Annotated in this window: 18 protein-coding genes; 15 read left to right on the top strand and 3 right to left on the bottom strand. The window is 70.3% G+C overall.

The genetic code is table 11. From position 1 onward, the window contains the following. Positions 1-117: 117 nt before the first annotated feature. Entirely contained in the window at positions 118-1,581 is a 1,464-nt protein-coding gene (locus tag GVN67_RS15200) for an amidase (protein WP_159997413.1), read from the top strand. On the opposite strand, the gene ilvD is transcribed toward GVN67_RS15200, so the two are convergent. Further along, positions 1,578-3,434: a dihydroxy-acid dehydratase gene (gene ilvD, locus GVN67_RS15195; RefSeq protein ID WP_159997411.1), complete on the bottom strand. Its 1,857-nt coding sequence runs from the start codon at positions 3,432-3,434 to the stop codon at positions 1,578-1,580. The two genes, GVN67_RS15200 and ilvD, sit on opposite strands and share 4 nt — an antisense overlap. 184 nt (positions 3,435-3,618) lie before the next feature. Then, positions 3,619-4,494: a LysR family transcriptional regulator gene (locus GVN67_RS15190; protein ID WP_159997409.1), complete on the bottom strand. Its 876-nt coding sequence runs from the start codon at positions 4,492-4,494 to the stop codon at positions 3,619-3,621. A 255-nt stretch (positions 4,495-4,749) separates the two neighbouring features. On the opposite strand from GVN67_RS15190, the gene GVN67_RS15185 reads away from it, so the two are divergent. The 3 genes from GVN67_RS15185 to GVN67_RS15175 are packed head-to-tail and all read left to right on the top strand — an operon-like array spanning position 4,750 to position 8,257. Continuing rightward, positions 4,750-6,165: an NAD(P)H-dependent oxidoreductase gene (locus GVN67_RS15185; protein WP_235035317.1), complete on the top strand. Its 1,416-nt coding sequence runs from the start codon at positions 4,750-4,752 to the stop codon at positions 6,163-6,165. 51 nt (positions 6,166-6,216) lie between these two features. After that, on the top strand, positions 6,217-7,596 hold the full coding sequence (locus GVN67_RS15180) for a CitMHS family transporter (RefSeq protein ID WP_159997405.1): 1,380 nt from the start codon (positions 6,217-6,219) through the stop codon (positions 7,594-7,596). A 19-nt stretch (positions 7,597-7,615) separates the two neighbouring features. Next, positions 7,616-8,257 (top strand): aspartate/glutamate racemase family protein, encoded by a 642-nt coding sequence (locus tag GVN67_RS15175; RefSeq protein WP_159997403.1) that lies wholly within the window; start codon positions 7,616-7,618, stop codon positions 8,255-8,257. Here the strand turns inward: GVN67_RS15175 and GVN67_RS15170 are convergent. Then, positions 8,254-9,285 carry a LacI family DNA-binding transcriptional regulator gene (locus GVN67_RS15170; RefSeq protein ID WP_159997401.1) on the bottom strand — a complete coding sequence of 344 codons (1,032 nt, stop codon included), beginning with the start codon at positions 9,283-9,285 and terminating at the stop codon, positions 8,254-8,256. The two genes, GVN67_RS15175 and GVN67_RS15170, sit on opposite strands and share 4 nt — an antisense overlap. A gap of 304 nt (positions 9,286-9,589) precedes the next feature. On the opposite strand from GVN67_RS15170, the gene GVN67_RS15165 reads away from it, so the two are divergent. The 11 genes from GVN67_RS15165 to GVN67_RS15115 all read left to right on the top strand — a co-directional run. Then, complete coding sequence (locus GVN67_RS15165; RefSeq protein WP_159997399.1) at positions 9,590-10,969, top strand: LLM class flavin-dependent oxidoreductase; 1,380 nt, start codon at positions 9,590-9,592, stop codon at positions 10,967-10,969. 2 nt (positions 10,970-10,971) lie between these two features. Continuing rightward, complete coding sequence (locus tag GVN67_RS15160; RefSeq protein WP_159997397.1) at positions 10,972-11,496, top strand: flavin reductase family protein; 525 nt, start codon at positions 10,972-10,974, stop codon at positions 11,494-11,496. Positions 11,497-11,554: 58 nt separating this feature from the next. Beyond that, positions 11,555-12,547, top strand: coding sequence for a tripartite tricarboxylate transporter substrate binding protein (locus tag GVN67_RS15155; protein WP_159997395.1), 993 nt, complete (start codon positions 11,555-11,557; stop codon positions 12,545-12,547). 42 nt (positions 12,548-12,589) lie between these two features. Beyond that, on the top strand, positions 12,590-13,951 hold the full coding sequence (locus GVN67_RS15150; protein WP_235035316.1) for an acyclic terpene utilization AtuA family protein: 1,362 nt from the start codon (positions 12,590-12,592) through the stop codon (positions 13,949-13,951). A gap of 15 nt (positions 13,952-13,966) precedes the next feature. Then, positions 13,967-14,284 carry a DUF4387 domain-containing protein gene (locus tag GVN67_RS15145; RefSeq protein ID WP_076960484.1) on the top strand — a complete coding sequence of 106 codons (318 nt, stop codon included), beginning with the start codon at positions 13,967-13,969 and terminating at the stop codon, positions 14,282-14,284. A gap of 31 nt (positions 14,285-14,315) precedes the next feature. After that, positions 14,316-15,641 (top strand): MFS transporter, encoded by a 1,326-nt coding sequence (locus GVN67_RS15140; protein ID WP_159997393.1) that lies wholly within the window; start codon positions 14,316-14,318, stop codon positions 15,639-15,641. Beyond that, entirely contained in the window at positions 15,638-16,534 is an 897-nt protein-coding gene (locus tag GVN67_RS15135; RefSeq protein ID WP_159997391.1) for an MBL fold metallo-hydrolase, read from the top strand. Before GVN67_RS15140 ends, GVN67_RS15135 begins: the two co-directional genes overlap by 4 nt. Positions 16,535-16,594: 60 nt before the next feature. After that, positions 16,595-17,842, top strand: coding sequence for an MFS transporter (locus tag GVN67_RS15130; protein WP_159997389.1), 1,248 nt, complete (start codon positions 16,595-16,597; stop codon positions 17,840-17,842). A 59-nt stretch (positions 17,843-17,901) separates the two neighbouring features. Continuing rightward, complete coding sequence (locus GVN67_RS15125; protein WP_235035315.1) at positions 17,902-19,542, top strand: (2,3-dihydroxybenzoyl)adenylate synthase; 1,641 nt, start codon at positions 17,902-17,904, stop codon at positions 19,540-19,542. Positions 19,543-19,565: 23 nt separating this feature from the next. Next, positions 19,566-19,808 carry a phosphopantetheine-binding protein gene (locus tag GVN67_RS15120; RefSeq protein WP_159997387.1) on the top strand — a complete coding sequence of 81 codons (243 nt, stop codon included), beginning with the start codon at positions 19,566-19,568 and terminating at the stop codon, positions 19,806-19,808. Between the two features lie 6 nt (positions 19,809-19,814). Next, positions 19,815-22,619 (top strand): amino acid adenylation domain-containing protein (locus GVN67_RS15115; protein WP_159997385.1); only part of this gene is annotated, 2,805 nt, incomplete at its 3' end.

The raw sequence follows: 22,619 nt of genomic DNA, 5'->3' as shown, positions 1-22,619 counted from the left end.
TGAGGCTAGGGGCCGGTCCACCCCCATGTCAACTTGCGATAATGTTCCTTCTCGCAAGTCAGGATCGAGCCGGATTCACCCTGGGCGACCCGCGCCGCCGGTGCCAAGCTCGCGCCCATGCATGACGAACTGATCCGCCTGACCGCGACCGAGGCCGTCGCCCGCCTGCAGCGTGGCGAGGTCTCGCCCCTGGAGCTGGTCGAGGCCGCCGCCGCCCGCATCGCACAGGTCGAGCCGGCGGTGAACGCGCTGCCGACGCTCTGCCTGGACCGCGCCCGCGACCATGCCCGCCGGCTGATGGAGGGCCAGGGGCGCGCGCGGCAGGGCAGCGCCGGCTGGCTGGCCGGGCTGCCGGTCAGCATCAAGGACCTGACCGACGTCGCGGGCGTGCGCACCACCTATGGCTCGCCGATCTTCCGCGACCATGTGCCGGCGGCCTCGCACCCGGTGGTGCAGCGGATCGAGGCGCAGGGCGGCATCGTCATCGGCAAATCGAACACGCCGGAATTCGGCGCCGGCGGCTCCACCTTCAACGAGGTCTTCGGCCGCACCCGCAACCCCTGGAACACGTCGCTCACCTGCGGCGGCTCGACGGGCGGCGGCGCGGTGTCGGTCGCCACCGGCGAGGCCTGGCTGGCCCAGGGCACCGACCATGGCGGCAGCCTGCGCCGGCCGGGCACCTATTGCGGCGTGGTCGGGCTGCGGCCCTCGCCCGGGCGGGTGACGCGGGGCACGGTGAACAATCTTTTTTCGCCGTTGTCGGTGCAGGGACCGATGGCGCGGAACATTGCCGATCTCGCGCTGTTCCTCGACAGCATGGCCGGCTGGTGTCCGATGGACCCGCTGACCTATGACGCCCCTGCCCGCGCCTATGCCGATGCCGTGGCCGCCGCCGAGGCGGAGCGGCCGAAGCGCATCGCCTTCACCACCGACTTCAACGGCGCGCTGCCGGTCGACCGCGAGACCCAGGCGCTGACCCGCGCCGCCATGCGCCACTTCGAGGATCTCGGCTGCGTCGTCGAGGAATTCGCGCCCGATCTCGGCGAGCTGTCAGAAGCCTTCCTGGTCCTGCGCAGCCAGTCCTTCGTCGTCGACCGCGAGGCGCAGCTGGCCACGCATCGCGACCAGATCAAGCCCGACATCATCTGGAACACCGAGCGCGGCCTGGCCGCGACGCCGAGCCAGCTGGCCTGGGCCGACCGGCAGCGCGCCGCCTTCTACCGCCGCATGGCGGCGATGTTCGCGCGCTACGACATCTTCGTCACGCCGGGCGCGCCGACGCCGGCCTTCGACGTGATGCTGCGCAACCCGGCGACCATCGCCGGCGTGACGCTGGACAACTACATGGCCGGCTCGATGCTGAACGCCGCCATCACCATGGCCGGCTGCCCGGCGGTGGCCGTGCCCTGCGGGTTGGACCAGTTCGGCCGGCCGGTCGGGCTGCAGGTGGTGGCGCCGCCGCGGCGCGACGACCGCGCGCTGCAGGCCGCCGCTTTGTTCGAGCAGGCCAGCGGCTTCTCCCTGAAAGCCCCGCTGGACCCGCGGCCGGGGGTGGTGCCCCCGGCCGAAGCTGCCGCTTAACGCTTGCGGCGCTGCTGCGTCACGTCGCGCACCGCGCCGCGCGCCGCGCTGGTGGTAAGCGCGGCATAGGCCTGCAGCGCCGTCGAGACCACGCGCTCGCGGCCGACCGGCACCCAGGCCTCCTCACCGCGGGCTTCCATGGCGGCGCGGCGCTCGGCCAGCACCGCGTCGTCGACGGCCAGGCGGATGATGCGGTTCGGGATGTCGATCTCGATCCGGTCGCCCTCCTCGACCAGGCCGATGGTGCCGCCCTCGGCCGCCTCGGGCGAGCAATGCCCGATGGACAGGCCCGAGGAGCCGCCGGAGAAGCGGCCATCGGTGACCAGGGCGCAGGCCTTGCCCAGCCCCTTCGACTTCAGGTAGCTGGTCGGATACAGCATCTCCTGCATGCCCGGCCCGCCCTTGGGGCCTTCGTAGCGGATCAGCACCACGTCGCCGGCGGCGACCTTGCCGCCCAGGATGCCCTCCACCGCGGCATCCTGGCTTTCAAACAGCCGCGCCGGGCCGTTGAACACCAGGATCGAGGCGTCGACGCCCGCGGTCTTCACGATGCAGCCGTCTTCCGCCAGGTTGCCGTAGAGCACGGCCAGGCCGCCATCCTTGGAGAAGGCGTGCTCGAGGTTGCGGATGACGCCCTTCTCGCGGTCGAGGTCCAGCTCTTCCCAGCGGGCCGACTGGCTGAAGGCCTGGGTGGTCGGGATGCCGCCCGGGGCCGCGCTGAACAGGGTCTGCGCCGTCTTGCCGGCGCCACGCTTCAGGTCCCAGCGATCGAGCGCGTCGGACAGGGTGGCCGCGTGCACGGTGCTGCAGGAGGTGTCGAGCAGCCCGGCGCGGTCCAGCTCGCCCAAAATACCAAGGATGCCGCCGGCGCGGTGGACGTCCTCGACATGGACATTGGCGACGGCGGGGGCGACCTTGCACAGCACCGGCACGCGGCGCGACAGCCGGTCGATGTCGCGCATGGTGAAGCCGACCTGGCCCTCCTCGGAGGCGGCCAGCAGGTGCAGCACGGTGTTGGTCGAGCCGCCCATGGCGATGTCCAGCGTCATCGCATTCTCGAAGGCGGCGAAGCTGGCGATGTTGCGCGGCAGGGCGCTGGCATCATCCTGCTCGTACCAGCGGCGGGCGAGATCGACGATGGTGCGGCCGGCCTCGAGGAACAGATCCTTGCGGTCGGCATGGGTGGCGAGGACGGTGCCGTTGCCGGGCAGCGCCAGGCCCAGCGCCTCGGTCAGGCAGTTCATCGAATTGGCGGTGAACATGCCCGAGCAGCTGCCGCAGGTCGGGCAGGCCGAGCGCTCGATGACCTGGACTTCCTCGTCGGTCACGTTGGAATCGGCCGCCGCGACCATGGCGTCGATCAGGTCGATGCTGCGCTTCTGGCCGCGATGGACGACCTTGCCGGCCTCCATCGGGCCGCCGGAGACGAAGATCACCGGGATGTTCAGGCGCATCGCCGCCATCAGCATGCCGGGCGTGATCTTGTCGCAGTTGCTGATGCAGACCATCGCGTCGGCGCAATGGGCATTGACCATGTATTCGACGGAATCGGCGATCAGCTCGCGCGACGGCAGGCTGTAGAGCATGCCGCCATGCCCCATGGCGATGCCGTCATCCACCGCGATGGTGTTGAATTCCTTGGCGACGCCGCCGGCGGCCTCGATCTCGCGCGCGACCAGCTGGCCCAGGTCCTTCAGATGGACATGGCCGGGGACGAACTGGGTGAAGGAATTGGCCACCGCGATGATCGGCTTGCCGAAGTCGGAATCCTTCATGCCCGTCGCGCGCCAGAGGCCGCGGGCGCCGGCCATGTTGCGGCCATGCGTGGTGGTGCGGGAGCGATAGGCAGGCATGCGGACGTCCTCCGGGAGCGATCTTGGGGCAGTGCTGGCTGCCGGTGGCGGCCACCCTGCCCGTCCCGGCCTTCCCGGCGGCCCCGCGCGGGGGGCAGGAGCAGCCGGGATAGCGGAGAAACCATTGCCCCCGGCCGCGGTCAAGCGTCGAGGGGGAAGCCCTGGCAGACGCCCCGCGCAACCGTCACAGCAGCCCGGCCGCGATCTCGCCCTGCATATGCGCCAGGAAGTTGCGGATCAGCGGGATCTCGGCGAATTCGCGGCGCCAGATCATCCAGGCCTCGCGCAGCACCGGCCGGCCATCGGCGAAATGCAGCGGCGCCGACCACAGCGGCCGGCCCGGGCCCAGGAAGTTCGGCGCCAGGAAGATGCCGTAGCCCAGCCCGTTGGCGATCATCTCCAGGCAGGTGTCGCCGTGGTTGGCGCGCATGCCGACCAGCGGGCGGGCGCGGAAATGGCTGTGCCACCAGCGCTCCACCAGGCGGCGGGCGAAGGGGTCGCTCAGATAGGCGATCTGCGGGGTGGCCGGCAGCGCCGCCAGCGCGATCGGCGCGGCATGCACCAGGCAGGCCTGCTCGCTGCCGATCAGCGCGCGCTCGAAGCCGCCTTCCAGCTCGCCGCGGATGAAGCCGACATGGATCTCGTCGCGCTCCAGCCGGCGGACCACGCTGGCGCTGATATCGGTCGCGATGTCGAGCGCGGCGCCGGGATAGGCCTGCTGGAAGCGGCGCAGGCAGGGCGGCAGCAGGTGGCGGGCGAAGCCGTTGGTCATGCCGAGCCGCACCGTGCCGGAGGCGCCGCTGCCCAGCCGCAGCAGGTTGCCGCGGATCTCGGCCAGGCGCGCCAGCATCTGCTCGGCCTCGTCGGCCAGGTACTCGCCCTCCGGCGTGAAGCTGATGCCCTTCGAGGTGCGCAGCACCAGCCGCACGCCCAGCGCCGCCTCGATGCCCTGCAGCTTCTTCGACAGGTTGGGCTGGCTCATGAACAGCCGGTCGGCGGCGCGGGTGACGTTTGGCGTGCGCCGCAGCTCGGCGATGATCTTCCAGGCGGCCTCGTCCATCGGGCATCCTTTATGGCCATTCCATTTTGGAATGACTTCCGATGAAAGACAACGATTTTACAGTCCCAAGAAGTTTCCCTATGACCGATGCGATCGGCACCGGTGGCTTTGCCCCGCGCTGAAGTAACGACGCCTGGATTCACGGAAGAAATCCAGCGGCAGGGGTGGATCGCCGTGGTCGAATGGCGGCCCCTTCGCCATGCGGTCAAGAAAACAGCCCGAAGGATGCTGGCATCCGGGGCGAAAAGGGGCGGCATGATCTACCACCATCTCTACAAGAACTTCGCGAAGAAGGATCAGGTGACGGTCGGGCTGATCGGCGCCGGGGCCTATGGCACCGCCATCGTCACCCAGGACCCGCACACGCCGCGGATGCATGTCGCCGCCGTCGCCGACCTGTCGCTCGCCGCCGCCCGCGGCGCCTATGAGAAGGCGGGCTTCGCCGCCGAGACGCTGGCCGAATGCGCCACGCTGGAGCAGGCCGAGGCCGCCATCGCCGCCGGCAAGCGCATCTACACCGACAATTGCGACATCATCGCCGGCATCCGCGCCCTCGACATGGTCTGCGAGAGCACCGGCACGCCCGAGGCCAGCGCCCGCTATGCGCTCGACGCCATCGCGCAGGGCAAGCACGTGGCGATGATCACCAAGGACTGCGACATCGCCATCGGCCCGATCCTGAAGCAGCGGGCGCAGGCGAAGGGCGTGGTCTACACCCCGGTCGATGGCGACCAGCACGGGCTGCTGATCCAGCTCTACGAATGGGCCAAGTCGGTCGGGCTGACGGTGCTGAGCGGCGGCAAGGCCACCGATGGCGAGTTCATCTATGACCGCGCCGCCTCCACGGTGCGGATCAAGACCGACAAGAAGATCCACGCGCCTTCCGTCGAGGTCATCGAGGTCGCGCCCGAGGACCGCCCCTGGATGGAGATGATCCCGGCCGGCCGCTCGGAAGAATACATCGCCCAGCGCAAGCGGATCATGGCGCGGCTGCCGCAGCCGGGCGCCTACGACCTGTGCGAGATGGCGGTGGCCGCCAACTACACCGGCCTGGCGCCGATGGTCGACACGCTGGTGCATGCGCCGCTGCGCATCACCGAGATCCCGGTCGCCTATGCCACCACCGCCCAGGGCGGCATCTTCCCCGCGGCCAACACGCTGGACCTGGCCACCTGCCTGCGCGCGCCGGACGAATCCGGCCTGGGTGGCGGCGTCTTCCTGGTGGTGCGCTGCGACAACGCCTATTCCAACCATGTGCTGACCACCAAGGGCCAGATCGCCAATTACGACGACAGCGCCGCCGTCATCTACCGCCCCTATCACCTCTGCGGCGTCGAGACCTCCAGCACCATCCTGGTCGCCGGCCTGCTCGGGCTGGACACCGGCTCGGACGACTACCGCCCGCGCTACGACCTGGTGAAGGTCGCCGCCCGCGACATCGCCGCCGGCGAGGTGTTCGGCAACGACCACAGCCAGCAGCTGACGGCGCGCATCGTGCCGGCGATCCCGGTCGCCCCGGGCAATGCCGCCTGCGCCCATCTGCTGACCGGCAACCGCGCCCGGGTCGATATCCCGGCCGGCACGCTGGTCACCTATGACATGGTGGAGGAGCCGGAGGGCTCGCTGCTCTGGGACCTCCGCCGCCAGCAGGACGCCGCCTTCTTGAGCTGATTGCCGCGACGCGCCGTCCCGAAACGTCCAAGACTCCGAGAGATAAAAAGAATGCTCGCCTCCCTGGCCTGGCTGACGGTCATCGTCTTCATGGCGCTGATCCTGACCAAGAAGATGCATCCCTTCACCGCCATCGTGCTGATCCCGGTGCTCTTCGCCGTGGTCGGCGCGCTGCTCGGCCTCTACGAGGCGCCGACCGCGCGCACGCTGAAGATGCCGGTCGACGCCGTGACGCTGTGGGACCAGATCAGCGTGCTGGGGGTGTGGATCAAGCAGGGGCTGACCCGGACCTCCGGCACCGCCTTCATGCTGTTCTTCGCCATCATGTTCTTCTCGCTGATGCTGAATGTCGGGCTGTTCGACCCGCTGGCGCGCAAGGTGGTGCACCTGGCCAAGGGCGACCCGCTGAAGGTGCTGGTGGCGACCAGCCTGCTGGCCACCATCGTCTCGATGAGCGGCGACGGCACCACGACCACGCTGATCTGCTGCACGGCGCTGATCCCGGTCTATCGCAAGCTCAACCTGAAGATGATGCATCTGGGCGTGCTGCTGATCCTGCAGAACACCATCCTGAACCTGCTGCCCTGGAGCGGGCCGACGGCGCGCGTCATCGCGGTGATCGAGGGCATCGACGTGCAGCGGCTGCTCAACGGCCTGCTGCCGGGGATGATCCTGGCCAGCCTGTTCGTCACCGGCGGCGCCTATGCGCTGGGCCTGTCGGAGCGCCGGCGGCTCGGCGTGCAGCACCTGTCGGATGCCGATATCGACGCCATCTTCGCCGAGAGCAGCAGCGAGGCCGATGCGCTGAAGCGGCCGCAGCACACGGTGGTGAACGGGCTGCTGACCTTCGCCTCGCTCGCGCTGCTGATCAGCGGCACCTTCGACCCGGTCTTCATCTTCCTGGTCGGCACCGTGCTGGCCCTGGTCATCAACTACAAGACGCTGGCCGAGCAGAAGGACCGCCTCTACGCCAATTCCGGCGAGGTGCTGGCCACCGTCATCATGGTGATCGGCGCCGGCGTCTTCATGGGCCTCTTCACCAACAGCGGCATGTCCGACGCCCTGGCCAGCAGCCTGGTCAATGTGGTGCCGGAGACGATGGGCCGCTTCTGGGGGCTGATCGTGGTGCTGATCTCGGCGCCGGGCGGCTTCTTCCTCTCCAACGACGCCTTCTTCTACGGGGTGCTGCCGGTGCTGGTGCAGGCCGGCAAGATCTACGGCTTCACCCCCTTCGAGGTCGGCTTCGCCTCGCTGCTGGGCCAGGCCTTCCACATGCTCAGCCCGTTGACCGCCTTCATCTACCTGCTGCTCAGCATGACCAAGCTGGACATGGGCGAATGGCAGCGCGCCTGCTTCGGCTGGTGCTTCGCGATCTTCGTGATCTTCATTGCCGCGGCGATGGCCTTCGGTATGGTGCCGCTGTACCGCTGATCCTGGGAGAGAACGAAAAATGCGCCGCATCGCTGTCATCAGCGTCACGCTGAACGCCGTCACGCCAATGATGCGGCGTTTTTCTCAAGAGCCCGGCGCCTGGGCGGTCACCAATCTGCTGGACGAGGCGCTGCAGGCGGAAATCGCCGCCGAGGGCCGTGTCACCGACCGTTCGATGGCGCAGATGGGGGCGCTGCTCGGCCGCGCCGCGGCGATCAAGGCTGAGGCGGTGCTGCTGACCTGCACCGTCTTCTCGCCCTTCCTGCCGGCGCTGCGCCAGCTTTTCGCCATGCCGCTGATCGGCGCCGATGTGGCGATGCTGGAGCAGGCCGCCGGGCTGCGCCGCCGCACCGTCATCCTGTGCACCTTCCCCGCCGCGCTGGCCGGGTCGGCCGCGATGTTCGAGGCGGCCTCGGACGGCGCGAAGGCCGATGTGGTGCTGGTCGAGGGCGCCCAGGCCGCCATGGCCGCCGGCGACCCGGCCCGGCACGACGCTCTGATCGCGGCATCCATCCGCGACCATGCGCAGAAATACGAGGTCGTCGTGCTGGCGCAGATGTCGATGGCCGGCGCCGCGGCGCTGGTGCCCGACTGCCCGGTGCCGCTGCTGACCAGCCCGGATTGCGCCGTGGCCGCCCTGCGCGGCGCCCTGCCCGGCTAGCCGGACGACCCCCGCACCACCAGCCGGCCGCGCAGCGACACCGTCTCGTCCGGCAGGCCGCGATCGGCCATGCGCGCCTGCAGCAGGTCCAGCGCGCGGCCGATCATGGCGGGCAGCGGCTGCTCCACCGTGGTCAGGTCATACTGCGGCCAGGCGCCGGCGGGCAGCCCGTCGAAGCCCACCACCGCCATGTCGCGCGGCGCCGTCAGCCCTGCCATCCGCAGCGCGTCGATCACCCCCATGGCCATGACGTCGCTGACCGCGAAGACCGCGTCGGGCCGCTCGGCCGCCGGCAGCGCCGCGATCTGCTGCCCGGCCGCGAAGCCGCCCTGATGCGACGAGCGGCCATCGAGGCGCAGCGGACGCTCCAGCCCCAGCGCCATCAGCGCGTCGCAGAAGCCCTGGTCGCGCTCCTGCCCGGTGGAGCTCGAGGTCGAGGTGCGCACCAGGGCGAAGCGCCGCCGCCCCTGCCCGGTCAGCAGCTCCGCCAATTGCCGGCTGCCGAAGCGGTTGTCGCAGGTCACCGCGCTGGAATTCAGCCGCGCCACGCGGTTGACCATGACCACCGGCACGCCGTTGGCGGCGCAGACCGCGCCGACATGCGACGGCAGCTCCACCGAGGTCATCAGGCAGCCATCGACCTGGTATTGCAGCAGCGCATCGGCGGTACGGTCCTCGACGGCGCCGGCTCCGGCATGGATCACCAGCAGCCGCATGCCGCGCGCCGCCGCCTGGCCCACCGCCTCGTGCAGCAGCTCGGTGTAGAAGGGGTTGGTGGGCGGGCCCAGCACCACGCCGATCAGCCCGCTGCGCCCCGATGACAGGGTGCGCGCCGAGGCATGCGGCGTGTAGCCGGATTCCTGCGCCAGGCGGGCGATGCGCGCCCGCGTCTCGGCCGAGATGCGGGTATCGCCCTTCAGCGCCCGCGAGATGGTGGACGGCGCGACGCCGATCTGCCGCGACAGGGTGACGATGGTGGTGCGGCGGCCCTCCGCGGCGGGCGGCGCCTTCGGCGGCAGGTCTTTCATCCTGGCATTCTAGCATGGTTGTGGCCGCCGCCAGCGCGGTTTCGCGCAAATATGCGCAAATGTTTGCGCATCCGCTTGCGCCGCAACATCCGGCGCCGCGCGCGCAAACGTGCGGAGAATCGAAAGTATCGTGTTGACATAGGTAAAGTGCCGGGCGCTATATCGGCCATCGAATGCGCAAACGTTCGCGCATCGGAGGAAACAGCAAAGGCGAGCGGCGGATCCAGACCGGGCCGCCGATGGTGGCGATGCGCGCCGGGCCCCTGCCCCGCCATCCGCCCCGCGCCGCAGGAGAGGAATGGCCATGAGCGGCACGCAGCGTCAGATCAAGATGGTGGGCTTCCTGCAGGCGCAGAACTGCTCCATCGCGCCCGGCTCCTGGCGGCATCCGGCCGGGGCGACCGACTTCACCGCGCCGGAATATTTCCAGCGCCTGGGCCGCGTCATGGAGGAAGGCAAGTTCCACATGACCTTCTTCGACGACCGCCTGGCGCTGCCCGACATCTTCAACGACGACTATCGCGACGCGGTGGCCAACGGCGTGCGCGTCGTCAAGATGGACCCGGTCTCGATCATCACCATGATCGGCGCGGTGACCAGCCGGCTCGGCCTCGGCATCACCTATTCCACCACCTATTACGAGCCCTTCCACGTCGCCCGCCTGTTCGGCACGCTGGACCTGATGACCAAGGGCCGCGCCGCCTGGAATGTCGTCACCTCGCTGAACAATTCGGAAGCCGCCAATTTCGGCCGCACCGAGCACCTGGCGCATGACCTGCGCTACGACCGCGCCGACGAGTTCATGGAGGTCGTCATGGGCCTCTGGGATTCCTGGGAGGATGGCGCGCTGCTGGTCGACAAGGAGAGCGGCCGCTTCGCCGACCCCGACCGCGTGCATGCGCTGAACCACAAGGGAAAATACTTTTCGGCCAAGGGCCCGCTGCCGGTGCCGCGCTCGGCGCAGGGCTCGCCGGTGCTGATCCAGGCCGGGCAGAGCGGCCGCGGCCGCAGCTTCGCCGGCCGCTGGGGCGAGCTGATCTTCGTGGTCTATCCGAACCTCGCTGTCGGGCAGAAGCAGTATGGCGAGCTGAAGGCCGCCGTCGCCGCCGCCGGGCGCAACCCGGACGAGGTCAATGTCTGCCCGGCCTGCTATGTCTGCGTCGCCGACAGCCAGCAGGCGGCCGAGGAGAAGCGCGAATATATCCGCGCTTTGGCCAAGCCGATCGACGCGCTGGTGCTGCTGTCGGAAGCGCTGAACTTCGATTTCGGCAGCAAGGACCTGGATTCCGAGTTCACCGACGACGACCTGAAGAAGCTGTCCTGGAGCGGCTTCCGCGACCGCGTGGTGACGCTGTCCGGCAAGGCCAACCCGACGGTGCGCGACTTCGTGCATTTCTCCGGCCGCGGCACCATCGGCGAGTTCCCGATCTTCTGCGGCACGCCGAAGACCGTCGCCGACCAGATGGAAGAGTGGTTCACCTCGAAGGCCTGCGACGGCTTCGTCCTCGCCGCGACCCACACCCCCGGCGCCTTCGAGGACTTCACCCGGTATGTCGTGCCGGAGCTGCAGCGCCGCGGCCTGTACCACAAGGACTATGCCGGCGCGACGCTGCGGGAAAACCTCGGCCTGCAGCGGCCCGAGGCCGGCGCCTGGCGCAACCCGCAACTGCGCCAGGCCTCCTGACCATGCCGGCCGACAGCCTGCTGCGGGAAGGCCCGCCGGATGCCGCGACCTTCCGCCGCTGCATGCGCGGCCAGGCCGGCACCGTCGCCGTCATCACCTGCGGCGCCGGCGACGCCCGCACCGGGCTGACGGCCACCGCCGTCTGCCCGGTGACCGACACGCCGCCGACCCTGCTGGTCTGCGTCAACGCCAATGCCAGCGCGCATCCGGTGATCACCGCCACGGGCCGCTTCGGCGTCAACCTGCTGGCCGGCGGCCAGCAGGAGATCGCGGCGCGCTTCGCCGGGCGCGACGGCATCGCCGGCGCGGCCCGCTATGACGGCGCCGACTGGCGCCAGGCCGAGGGCGGCGCGCCGCTGCTGGCCGCGGCCCTGGTCGCCTTCGACTGCCGGCTGGAGGCCGCCCATCGCCATGGCAGCCACACCATCTTCATCGGCCGCATCGAGGCCGCGCAATGGCGCGAGGATACCGCCCCGCTGCTCTATCTCGACGGCCGCTTCGGCCAGTTCGCCGCGCCGCCCGACTGAGTGACGACCGGATCCGCCAAGGCTCCGCTGGACGACAAGAAAGAATGGGAGAGAAAGCATGACCCCGAGCCGCCGCCTGCTGCTGCAGGCGACCGCCGCCGCGCCCCTGGCCATCCCCTTGGCCATCCCCGCCCTGCGCCCGGCGCTGGCCGCCGACCCGGCCTGGCCGACCAAGCCGGTGCGCATCGTCGTCCCCTATGCCCCCGGCGGCGGCACCGACGTGACGGTGCGGGCGCTGGCGGAAGTGCTCGGCCAGAAGCTGGGCCAGAGCTTCGTCATCGACAACCGCGCCGGCGCCAATGGCGTGGTGGGGTCGGAAGGCGTGGCGCGCAGCGCGCCCGATGGCTACAACTATGTCGCCGCCACCAGCACGCATGTGATGAACCGGCAGATCGTGCCGCAGCTGCCCTATCACCCGATCAACGACTTCACGCCGATCGCCATGCTGGCGCGCTATCCGCTGGTGCTGATGACCGGCAAGGACAGCCCCTACAAGACGCTGGCCGACCTGCTGAAGGATGCGCGCGCCCAGCGTGGCCAGATCGCGCAGGGCACCTCGGACGCGCAATCCTCCTACTGCGCCAACAACTTCGCCAAGCAGGCGAAGGTCGAGATGGTCGAGGTGCCCTATCGCGGCAGCGGCGCCTATCTGGCCGACCTGACCGGCGGCCACCTGCCGGTCGCCTGGGGCAGCACGGCCACCGCCATGCCGCTGCTCTCCGCCGGCACGGTGCGCATCCTGGCGATCTCCTCCCCCGAGCGCTCGCGCTTCCTGCCCGATGCGCCGACCCTGGCCGAGGGCGGCGTCGACAACGCGGCCTTCGCCGGCTGGTTCGGGCTGTTCGCCCCGGCCAAGCTGTCGCCGGCCATCGCCGACAAGCTGAACGCCACCATCCAGCAGGCCTTCGCCGACCCGGTGATGCAGAAGCGCCTCGACAATTTCGCCGTCGATCCGGCGCCGATGGACCGCGCCGCCTTCGCCAGCCTGCTGCTCGAGGAAGACCGCCGCTGGGAGGCCGCCGCGCGCGACAACCTGCTGCCGCGCGGCTGACCCCGTTTCCCGAGATTCCCTTGACCGCATCAGGAGCCTGACTTGAACGAATATCGCATGCTCTCGACCAGCGGCATCCTCGGCTATGGCTATGCCGAGGAATCGCTGAAGATCGGCATGTCGTGGCAGCCGCATCTGATCGGCTGCGACGGCGGCAGCACCGATCCGGGCCCGTACTACCTGGGCGCCGGCAAATCCTTCACCTCGCGCCTGGCGGTCAAGCGGGACCTGCGGCTGATGCTGATCGCGGCGGTGGCCGCGCGCATTCCCTGCATCATCGGCACCTCCGGCGGCGCCGGCGGCGAGCCGCATCTGCAGGACACCGCCGCCCTGGTCCGCGAGATCGCGCGCGAGGAGGGGCTTTCCTTCAAGATGGCGCTGATCCATTCGGAGCAGTCAAAGGAATCCCTCATCGAGCGGGTCAATGCAGGGAAATCGCGGCCGCTCGGAAAAATGCCGCCGCTGGATGCCGACCGCATCAACCGTGCGGAACGCATTGTCGGCATGATGGGCCCGGAGCCATTTGTAAAAGCGCTGGATGGCGGCGCGCAGGTGATCCTGGCCGGCCGTTCCAGCGACCCGGCGCAATGGGCGGGCCCGGCCATGCGCGCCGGCATCCCGCCGGCGCCGGCCTGGTATGCCGGCAAGATGCTGGAATGCGGCGCCGAGCCCTCGGTGCCGAAGGAGCCCGACAACATCTTCCTGCGGGTCTATGACGACCACCTGATCTGCGAGCCGCCGAACCCGATCCGCCGCTCGACGCCGCTGGCGGTCGCCAATTTCGCGCTGCACGAGAATTCCAGCCCGATCCACCACACCGAGCCGGGCGGGCTGCTCGACACCAGCGACTGCGTCTTCGAGGCGGTGAACGACCGCGCGGTCAAGGTCAGCGGCATGACCTGGACGCCGGCGAAAGAATACACCATCAAGCTGGAAGGCGTGGAGCGCGCCGGCTATCGCGCCATCACCATCTGCGGCACACGCGACCCGGTGCTGATCGGCCAGATCGACAGCTACCTGGCGACGCATCGCGAGAAGGTGGGCCTCAAGGCCGCCTCCTTCGGGGTGCCGCCGGAAGACTACACCATGATCGTCCGCACCTATGGCAAGGACGGCGTCATGGCGGGGTGGGAGCCGGTGAAGCAGATCACCTCGCATGAGCTCGGCTTCGTCGTCGAGGTGGTGGCCAAGACCCAGGACATCGCCAATGCGGTGATCGCCATGGCGCGCACCTCGATGCTGCATGCCGACTTCCCCGGGCGGCTGTGCAAGGAGGGCAACATGGCCTTCCCCTTCAGCCCCTCCGACATCGAGCTCGGGCCGATGTTCCGCTTCAGCATCTTCCATGTGGTAGCGCCGAAGGACCCCTTCGAGATGTTCCCCATCGAATACGAGACCGTCTGAAGGAGGAACGGAAAGATGCCCCGCATCCGCGACATCGCGCAGATCTGCAAGAGCAAGAATGCCGGCCCCTTCATGGTCACCATCGACGTGCTGTTCGAGGACCATGAGCGCTACCGCAAGGTCAAGGCGACCGGCGTGCTGAACGCCGCCCTCTTCGCCCGCCTCTACGGCGTGGCGGAGGAGGATGTGCTGTTCACCCCCTACGACACGGCGGCCGCCTTCAAGGCGACCCTGCCGCGGCTGGTCCCGGCCGGCGACATCGGCGACACCGACGTCTATGGCGCGCAGCAGCACGCGCCGCTGCTGGATGTCGAGGTGCCGCTGAACGACTGACGGCCGACAGGAGGAAGGAGGGGAAGAAAAAATGTCCGCGCAGACGGAAACATCCGATATCCGGCGGGTGGCGCTGGCCAGCTTCGTCGGCTCCACGCTGGAATGGTATGACTTCTTCATTTTCGGCTCCGCCGCCGCGCTGGTCTTCAACCAGCTGTTCTTCCCTTCCTTCGATCCGCTGACCGGCGTCATCGCCAGCTTCGCCACCTTCGCCATCGGCTTCATCGCGCGGCCGATCGGCGGCATCGTCTTCGGCCATTACGGCGACCGTATCGGCCGCAAGGCGATGCTGGTGCTCAGCCTGACCATGATGGGCGGCGTCACCTTCCTGATCGGGCTGCTGCCCGGCTATGCCAGCATCGGCATCTGGGCGCCGATCCTGCTGACCACGCTGCGCTTCCTGCAAGGCTTCGCGGTGGGCGGCGAATGGGGCGGCGCCACGCTGATGGTGGTCGAGCACGCGCCGGCGAAAAGCCGTGGCTTCTACGGCAGCTGGCCGCAGATGGGCATCCCGGCGGCGCTTCTCCTGTCGTCCGGCGTCATGGCCGCCGTTTCCGCCGCCACCACGCCCGAGCAGTTTTCTTCCTGGGGCTGGCGGGTGCCATTCCTGCTCAGCGGGCTGCTGCTGGTGGTCGGCATCATCATCCGCCGCAGCGTCACCGAATCCCCGAGCTTCCAGAAGATGCAGCAGGCCGGCCATCGCGAGAGCTTGCCGCTGGCCACCGTCGTCACCCGCCATCGCGGCCGCACCGGGCTGATGATCGCGGCCCAGGCGGCGGAGAACACCAGCTTCTACGTCATCGCCGTCTATGCGCTGAGCTACCTGACCACCGTGCTGGGCTTCAGCCGGGCCGTGGCGCTGGAGGCGCTGATGATCGGCGCCACCGCCTGCCTGGTGGCGCAGCCGCTGATGGCGGCGCTGTCCGACCGCATCGGCCGCCGCCGCGTCTATATCGGCGGCGCGGCCTTCATCGGCCTGGCCATCGTGCCTTTCTTCCTGCTGCTGAACACGCGGGACTTCGGCATGGTCGCCTTCGCCATGGTGGCGATGCTGGCCATCGGCCAGGGGGCGATGCAGTCGGTCAAGCCCGCGCTCTTCGCCGAGCAATACGAGGCCTCGATCCGCTATAGCGGCCTGTCCATCGCCTATCAGTTCGCGACCGTGGTCTGGAGCGGCCCGACGCCGATCCTGGCCGCCAGCCTCTGGGCCTGGTCGGGCAGCTGGTGGCCGCTGGCGCTCTATGTCATCGCCGCCTCGCTGATCGCCATGCTCTGCACCCGCCAGCTGCGCGAGGCCGCCGGCCGGCCGCTGGCCGAGGTGGAGGACAGGCCGCAGACCCTGGAGCGCGCCGCATGACCTTCTTCCAGATCGGCGATGCGCGGATCACACCGGTCGTCGAGATGGTCGACCGCAGCTTCGATTTTTTTCGGTTCTTTCCAAAGGCGACGCGGACCGCCTATGACGAGAACCTCGACTGGATGGCCCCCGGCCATCTGGATGCGCAGACTGGCCGTTTGCTTCTGTCCATGCACTCCTGGCTGGTAGAACTGAACGGAAAAAAAATCCTGATCGATGGCTGCGTCGGCAACGGCAAGCAGCGCGACGGGCGGCCGGACTGGTGCAACCTGGACACGCCTTTCCTGGCCCAGCTCGAGGCTGCCGGGGCCAGGCCGGAAGACATCGACTATGTCCTCTGCACCCATCTCCACGCCGACCACATCGGCTGGAACACCCGGAAAGAGAACGGGCGCTGGGTGCCGACCTTCCCAAAGGCGCAATATGTCTTCTCCCGCCGCGAGCGCGATTTCTGGGAAAGCCAGCGCGGCGCCCCCGGCCCGCATTGGCAGGCCTATGCGGACAGCGTGCTGCCGGTGGTCGCCGCCGGCCAGGCGCTGGCCGTCGACGACCGCCACCTGATCGAGGGAAGGCTGCAGCTGGAGCCCGCCCCCGGCCATACCCCCGGCCATGTCGCCATCTGGCTGACCCTGGCGCCGGGCGACGCGACGCCGGCCGGGGTCTTCACCGGCGACATCATCCACCACCCCATCCAGGCGCGGCATCCGGGCTGGAGCTGCATGGGCTGCCGCGACCCGGACCAGGCGGCGGCCACCCGCCAGGCCCTGCTCGAACGCTGCGCCGACAGCGGCGCCCTGCTCTTTCCCGGCCATTTCATGGCGCCGCACGCCGCCCGCATCCACCGCACCGGCGCTGCCTTCACCGTCGAGCTGGTCTGCGCCCCCGGCGATTGATTTGCGAGCCGGTCGCATCCAGGGCTATAGCCCGCCCGACACGACGGGAAAGGATGCGCCATGCCAGCGCCCGACCACCAGCCGGCCGACAAGCCGCCCGGTTTGCGCGACCCCGTCCTGATGGCGCTGATGGTCGCCACCTTCTCCGGCAGCCTGGCGATGATGGCCTTCGTGGCGCTGGTCGGGCCGGTGGCCCGGGTCGCCGGCCTCGCCCCCTGGCAGGCGGGGATGGCCGTCACCGCTTCTGGAATCATGTGGATGCTGGGCGCCCGGCCCTGGGGCCTGGCCAGCGACCGGCTCGGCCGCCGCCGCGTGCTGGTGCTGGGGGCGGCCGGCTTCACCCTGGCCTATTGGGCGCTGTGCCTGATCATCGACGCCGCGCTGCGCTGGCAGCTGCCGGTCTGGCTGGCCTTCGCCGGGCTGGTGATCGGCCGCGCGGCGGTCGGCGGCACCTATGCCGCCATCCCCGCCGCCAGCGGCGCGCTGATCGCCGACCGGGTGGCGCCGGCGCATCGGGCCGGGGCCATGGCGCTGCTCGGCACCGGCAGCGGCGCCGGGCTGGTGCTGGGCCCGGCGCTGGCCGCCGCCCTGGTGCCCTATGGCCTCAGCACGCCGCTGCTGGTCACCGCCCTGCTGCCGCTGGTGGCGCTCGTCGCCATCGCCACCCTGGTGCCGGTGCAGGCGCAGCAGCCGCGCCCCGCCCGCAAGGCGATCAGCCTGCGCGACCCCCGGCTGCGCCACCCGCTGGCCATCGGCTTCAGCGCCATGTTCAGCGTGGCCATCGCCCAGGTCAGCATCGGCTTCTTCGCCCTCGACCGGCTCGGCCTGCCGCCGGAGGCCGCGGCCCAGGCCGCCGGCAGCGCGCTGATGCTGGTGGGCATCGCCCTCGTCATCTCCCAGGCCATCGCCACCCGGCTGCGCCTGCCGCCGCGGGTGATGATCGGCTGGGGCGCGGCGGTGGCAGGCCTCGGCTTCGGCGCCGTCTCGCTGGCGCAGGACACCACCATGCTGGGCGCCTGCTATTTCGTGGCGGCGACGGGCATGGGCTGGGTCTTCCCGGCCTTCCAGGCGATGACCGCCAATGCGGTCGAGCCCGGCGAGCAGGGCGGCGCCGCGGGTGCCGCCGGCGCCGCCCAGGGCCTGGGCATGGTGGTCGGGCCGGTCGCCGGCAGCATCCTCTACATGGCCGGGCCCAGCCTGCCTTACCTGCTGGTGGGGGCGCTGCTGCTGGCGGCCTCGGCCTCGGTCTGGCTGACCCGCGCGCCCCGGGGGGGCCCGCCCCTTGCCCGGCCCGGCCCCGGGGCATAATGATAATGACTATCAATTAGGGCGACGCCATCCGGGTCGACCTGTGCCATGGAAGACGGATGCCTGCCTTGCTCCCGCTGAACCAGACCTGGCCCGCCGAGCTCGCGGCGCGCTACCGGGCCGCAGGCTATTGGCGCGGCGAGACTTTCTTTTCGTTTTTGCGGGACCGGGTCGCCGAGCATCCGGAGCGGATCGCCATCGTCGGCGGCGGGCAGCGCTGGTCCTATGCCGAGCTGGCATCCCGGGCGGAGAAGGCGGCGGCCGGCTTCCTGGCCCTCGGCCTGCAGCCCGGCGACCGGGTCGTGGTCCAGCTGGGCAATATCCCGGAGTTCTTCTCGGCGGTCTTCGGGCTGTTCCGCGCCGGGCTGGTGCCGGTCTATGCCCTGCCGGCGCATCGCCTGACCGAGATCACCCATTTCGTCCAGAAATCCGAGGCCGCCGGCTACCTGGCCGCCGCGCGCGGACTGGACGGCTTCGACTACACGACCATCGCCCGCGCCCTGCCGGAGGCCGCGCCGACGCTGCGCCAGGTCATCCTGGTCGGCGAGGCGGCTGGGTTCGGCTCCTTCGACAGCCTGGATGGCGACATCGCCAGCCTGCCCGCCGATCCCGACCCGTCCAGCGTCGCCTTCCTGCAGATCTCCGGCGGCACCACCGGCCTGTCGAAGCTGATCCCGCGGACGCATGACGACTACATCTACAGCTTCCGCGCCAGCAACGCGCTGTGCGACGTGACAGGCGACAGCGTCTACCTGGTGGCGCTGCCGGCGGCGCATAACTTCCCGATGAGCTCGCCCGGGCATATGGGCACGCTCTATGCCGGCGGGCGCGTGGTGCTCAGCCCGCTGCCCAACCCCGACACCGCCTTCCCGCTGATCGCCGCCGAGCGCGTCACCATCACCGGGCTGGTGCCGCCGCTGGCGCTGCTCTGGGCCCAGGCGGCGAGCACGGGCACGAAGCACGACCTGTCCAGCCTGGATGTGCTGCTGGTCGGCGGCGCCAAGCTGACGCCGGAAGCCGCCCGCCGCCTGCGCGCCGCCCTGTCCTGCCGGCTGCAGCAGGTCTTCGGCATGGCCGAGGGGCTGGTGAACTATACCCGCCTGGACGACCCCGAGGCGCAGATCCTGGAAACCCAGGGCCGCCCGCAAAGCGAGGGCGACGAGGTGCTGATCCTCGACGACCTGGGCGAGCCGGTGCCCGAGGGCGAGCCCGGCCACCTGCTGACCCGCGGCCCCTACACCATCCGCGCCTACCACAACGACGCCGCCGCCAATGCGCGGTCCTTCACCCCTGACGGCTTCTACCGCACCGGCGACATCGTCCGCCGCACGCCCGAGGGCAACCTGCTGGTCCAGGGCCGCGCCGGCGACCACATCAACCGCGCCGGCGAGAAGATCTCGGCCGAGGAGATCGAGGACCATCTCCTCGCCCATGACGCGGTCTTCGACGCCGTCGTCGTCTCCGTCCCCGACGAATTCCTGGGCGAGCGCAGCTGCGCCTTCGTCATCCCGCGCGGCGCGGCGCCGAAGGGCGCGGCGCTGAAGGCCTGGATGCGCGGCCGCGGCATCGCGGAATTCAAGGTGCCCGACCAGGTCGTCATCGTCGCCGAATTCGAGACCACCGCCGCCGGCAAGATCAGCCGCAAGGAGCTGCGCGCCCGGCTGCGCGCCCGTCTGCTGGCCGACGAAGCCGCCGGCTGACAACTGAGGAATTTTTGCCCGTCATGACCGAAGCCGCCCCCCTGACCCGCGAGCGCATGCGCGACGACATCGCCAGGCTGCTGCGCATGCCCGCCGGCGAGATCGGCGACGACGACGACCTGGGCGATCTCGGCCTGGATTCGATGCGCGCCATGGCCCTGCTGCAGCGCTGGACCGAAGGCGGGTTGCAGCTCGACTTCGCCGAGATGGCCGAGCGCCCGAGCCTGGCCGCCTGGTGGGCGGTCGCCGAGCGCGCCCAGGGCTGACGGGCAATGGCTGACGGGGGCGGCGGCGCGACCCGGCTGGACCTGCCGCTGACCGAGGCGCAGGAAGGCCTGTGGTTTGCCCAGCGCCTGGACCCCGGCAACCCGCTGTTCAACACCGGCCAATACATTTCCCTGATCGGCCCGCTGGACGTCGAGGCGTTTCGACGCGCCGTCGACGGCATGGTCGCCGAGGCCGATGGCCTGGCGCTGCGCATCGCCGATTCCGTGGAGGGCATCCGCCAGCTGCTGGACGTGGCGCAGCGGCCCTGGCTGCGGGTGATCGACGTTTCCGCCGAAGCCGATCCGCTGGCAGTCGCGCGCGCCGAAATGCTCGCCGACATGGCGACGCCGGTGGACCCGGCCCGTGGCGGGCTGGCGGCCGAGCGGCTCTATCGCCTGGGGCCCGACCACCACCTTTGGTACCAGCGCGCGCATCACCTGGTCCTCGACGGCTTCGGCACCGAGCTTTTGGTCAAGCGCGTCGCGGAACTTTACGCGGGCACCCCCGGCCGCCCCCTGGCCGGCTATGCCGCGACCGCCGAGGCCGATGCCGCCTATCGCGCCGCGCCCCGCCGCGCCGACGACGCCGCCTATTGGCGGAACGCCATGGCGGGCGCCCCCGACAGCCCGGTCGCCGGCACTGCCCTGACCGGCCGCGCCGCGCATCGCGCCCATGCCATGATCGGCGACGAGGCGGGCGCCGAATTGCGCCGCGTCGCCGAAGCGCACGATCTCGCCTGGCCCGACCTGCTGACCGCGCTGCTCGGCGCCTATTGCCGCCGCCTGAGCGCCGAGCCCGAGGCGGTGATCGGCGTCACCTTCATGAACCGCTTTGGCAGCGCCGCGGCGCGGGTGCCCTCGACGCTGATGAATGTGCTGCCGCTGCGCATCCGCTTCGACGAATCGCTGCCGCTGGCCGAGGCGGTGGCCGATATCGCCGACCAGCTGGCCCGGCTGCGCCGCCATGGCCGCTACCGCGGCGAGCAGCTGCGCCGCGACCTGGGCCGCATCGGCGGCGGGCGGCGGCTGCATGGCGCCATCGTCAATATCCAGCCCTATCACGCCATCCCGCCTTTCGGGGCCGTCACCGCCGAGCTGACCCTGCTCGGCACCGGGCCGGTCGACGACATCACCTTCGACCTGCGCACCGATCCCGGCGCCTCGCGCCTGCGGCTCGATGTCGAGGCCAATCCCGGCCTGCACACCGCCGAGGAGGCCGCGGCCCACGCCACCCGCGCGGCGGCCTTCGTCGAAGCCGTGCTGGCCGCCGGCCGTTTCGACACGGTGCCGCTGGCGACACCGGCGGAGGCGCAGCGCTTCGTCCATGACGTCAATGCGACGGCGCATCCGGTGCCGGAGACGACGCTGGCCGCGCTGATGGCCCAGGCCATGGCCGCGCATCGCGACGAGGTGGCGCTGGTCTTCGACGGCGCCACCCTCACCTATGCCGAGCTGGACCGCCGCAGCGGGGCGCTGGCCGCGGAACTGGCCTCGCGCGGCATCGGCCCCGGCGCGCTGGTCGCCGTCGCCATCGACCGTTCCTTCGATCTGGTCGTCGCCCTGGTCGGCGTGCTGTGTGCCGGCGCCGGCTACCTGCCGCTCGACCCGGCGCATCCGGCCGAGCGCCTGGCGCGCATCCTGGCCTCGGCGCAGCCGGCGCTGATCCTGTCGGCGACCACCCTGACCGACGCGGTGCCGACGCTGCTGCCGGAATCCTGGCCGACCGAGGGCGACGCGCCGGAAGGCCCGGGCGTCGATGACGTGGCCTATGCGCTCTACACTTCCGGCTCCACCGGCGAGCCGAAGGGCGCGGTCATCACCCACCGCGCCATCGTCAACCGGCTGCTCTGGATGGGCGCGCAATACGGCGTCACCCCGGCCGACCGCATCCTGCAGAAGACCGCCGCCACCTTCGACGTCTCGGTCTGGGAATTCTTCCTGCCGCTGATCACCGGCGCCCGGCTGGTGCTGGCGGCCCCCGGCGCGCAGCGCGACCCGGCGGCCATCGCGAGCCTGATCCGCGACCAGGGCGTCAGCATCGCGCATTTCGTGCCCTCGATGCTGGCCGCCTTCCTGGCGCATCCGGATGCCGCCGGGCTGCGCATGGGGAAAGTCTTCTGTTCCGGCGAGGCGCTGACCGACGAGCTGCGCGACCGCTTCCACGCGACGATTTCTTCCCAGTTGCACAACCTCTACGGCCCCACCGAGGCCGCCGTCGATGTCAGCTATTGGCCCGCCGGCCCCGCGGATCGCAGCCACCCGCTGCCCATCGGCTTCCCGGTGTGGAACACGGCGCTGTACATTCTGGACGAGCAGCTGCGCCCGCTGCCGCCCGGCGTCACCGGCCATCTGTTCATCGGCGGCGTGCAGCTCGCGAAAGAATATCTCGGCCGGCCCGACCTCACCGCGCGCGCCTTCATCGCCGACCCCTTTCGTCCCGGGCAGCGCATGTACCGCACCGGCGACCTGGCGATGTTCCGCGGTGACGGCGCCATCCTCTATCTCGGCCGCTCCGACGGGCAGGTGAAGCTGCGCGGCTTCCGCATCGAGCTCGGCGAGATCGAGGCCGCCATCGCCGTCTTCCCGACCATCCGCCAGGTCCGCGTCATCGCCCGCGAGGACCGCCCCGGTGACAAGCGCCTGGTCGCCTATCTGGTCGCGGCCCCGGACCATGACGCCGAGGCGCTGCGCACCCATCTGGCCGCCCGCCTGCCCGACTATATGATCCCCGCGGCCTTCGTGACCATGGCCGACCTCCCGGTGAACACCAGCGGCAAGCTGGACCGCGCGGCCCGGGGTGGTGGCCAGGTC

Origin of the sequence: Roseomonas sp. 18066, from assembly GCF_902706185.1 — a bacterium.
Taxonomy (GTDB): Bacteria; Pseudomonadota; Alphaproteobacteria; order Acetobacterales; family Acetobacteraceae; genus Pseudoroseomonas.
Note: the sequence above shows the minus strand (reverse complement) of the source record. Positions and strands in the feature narration are given on the sequence as shown.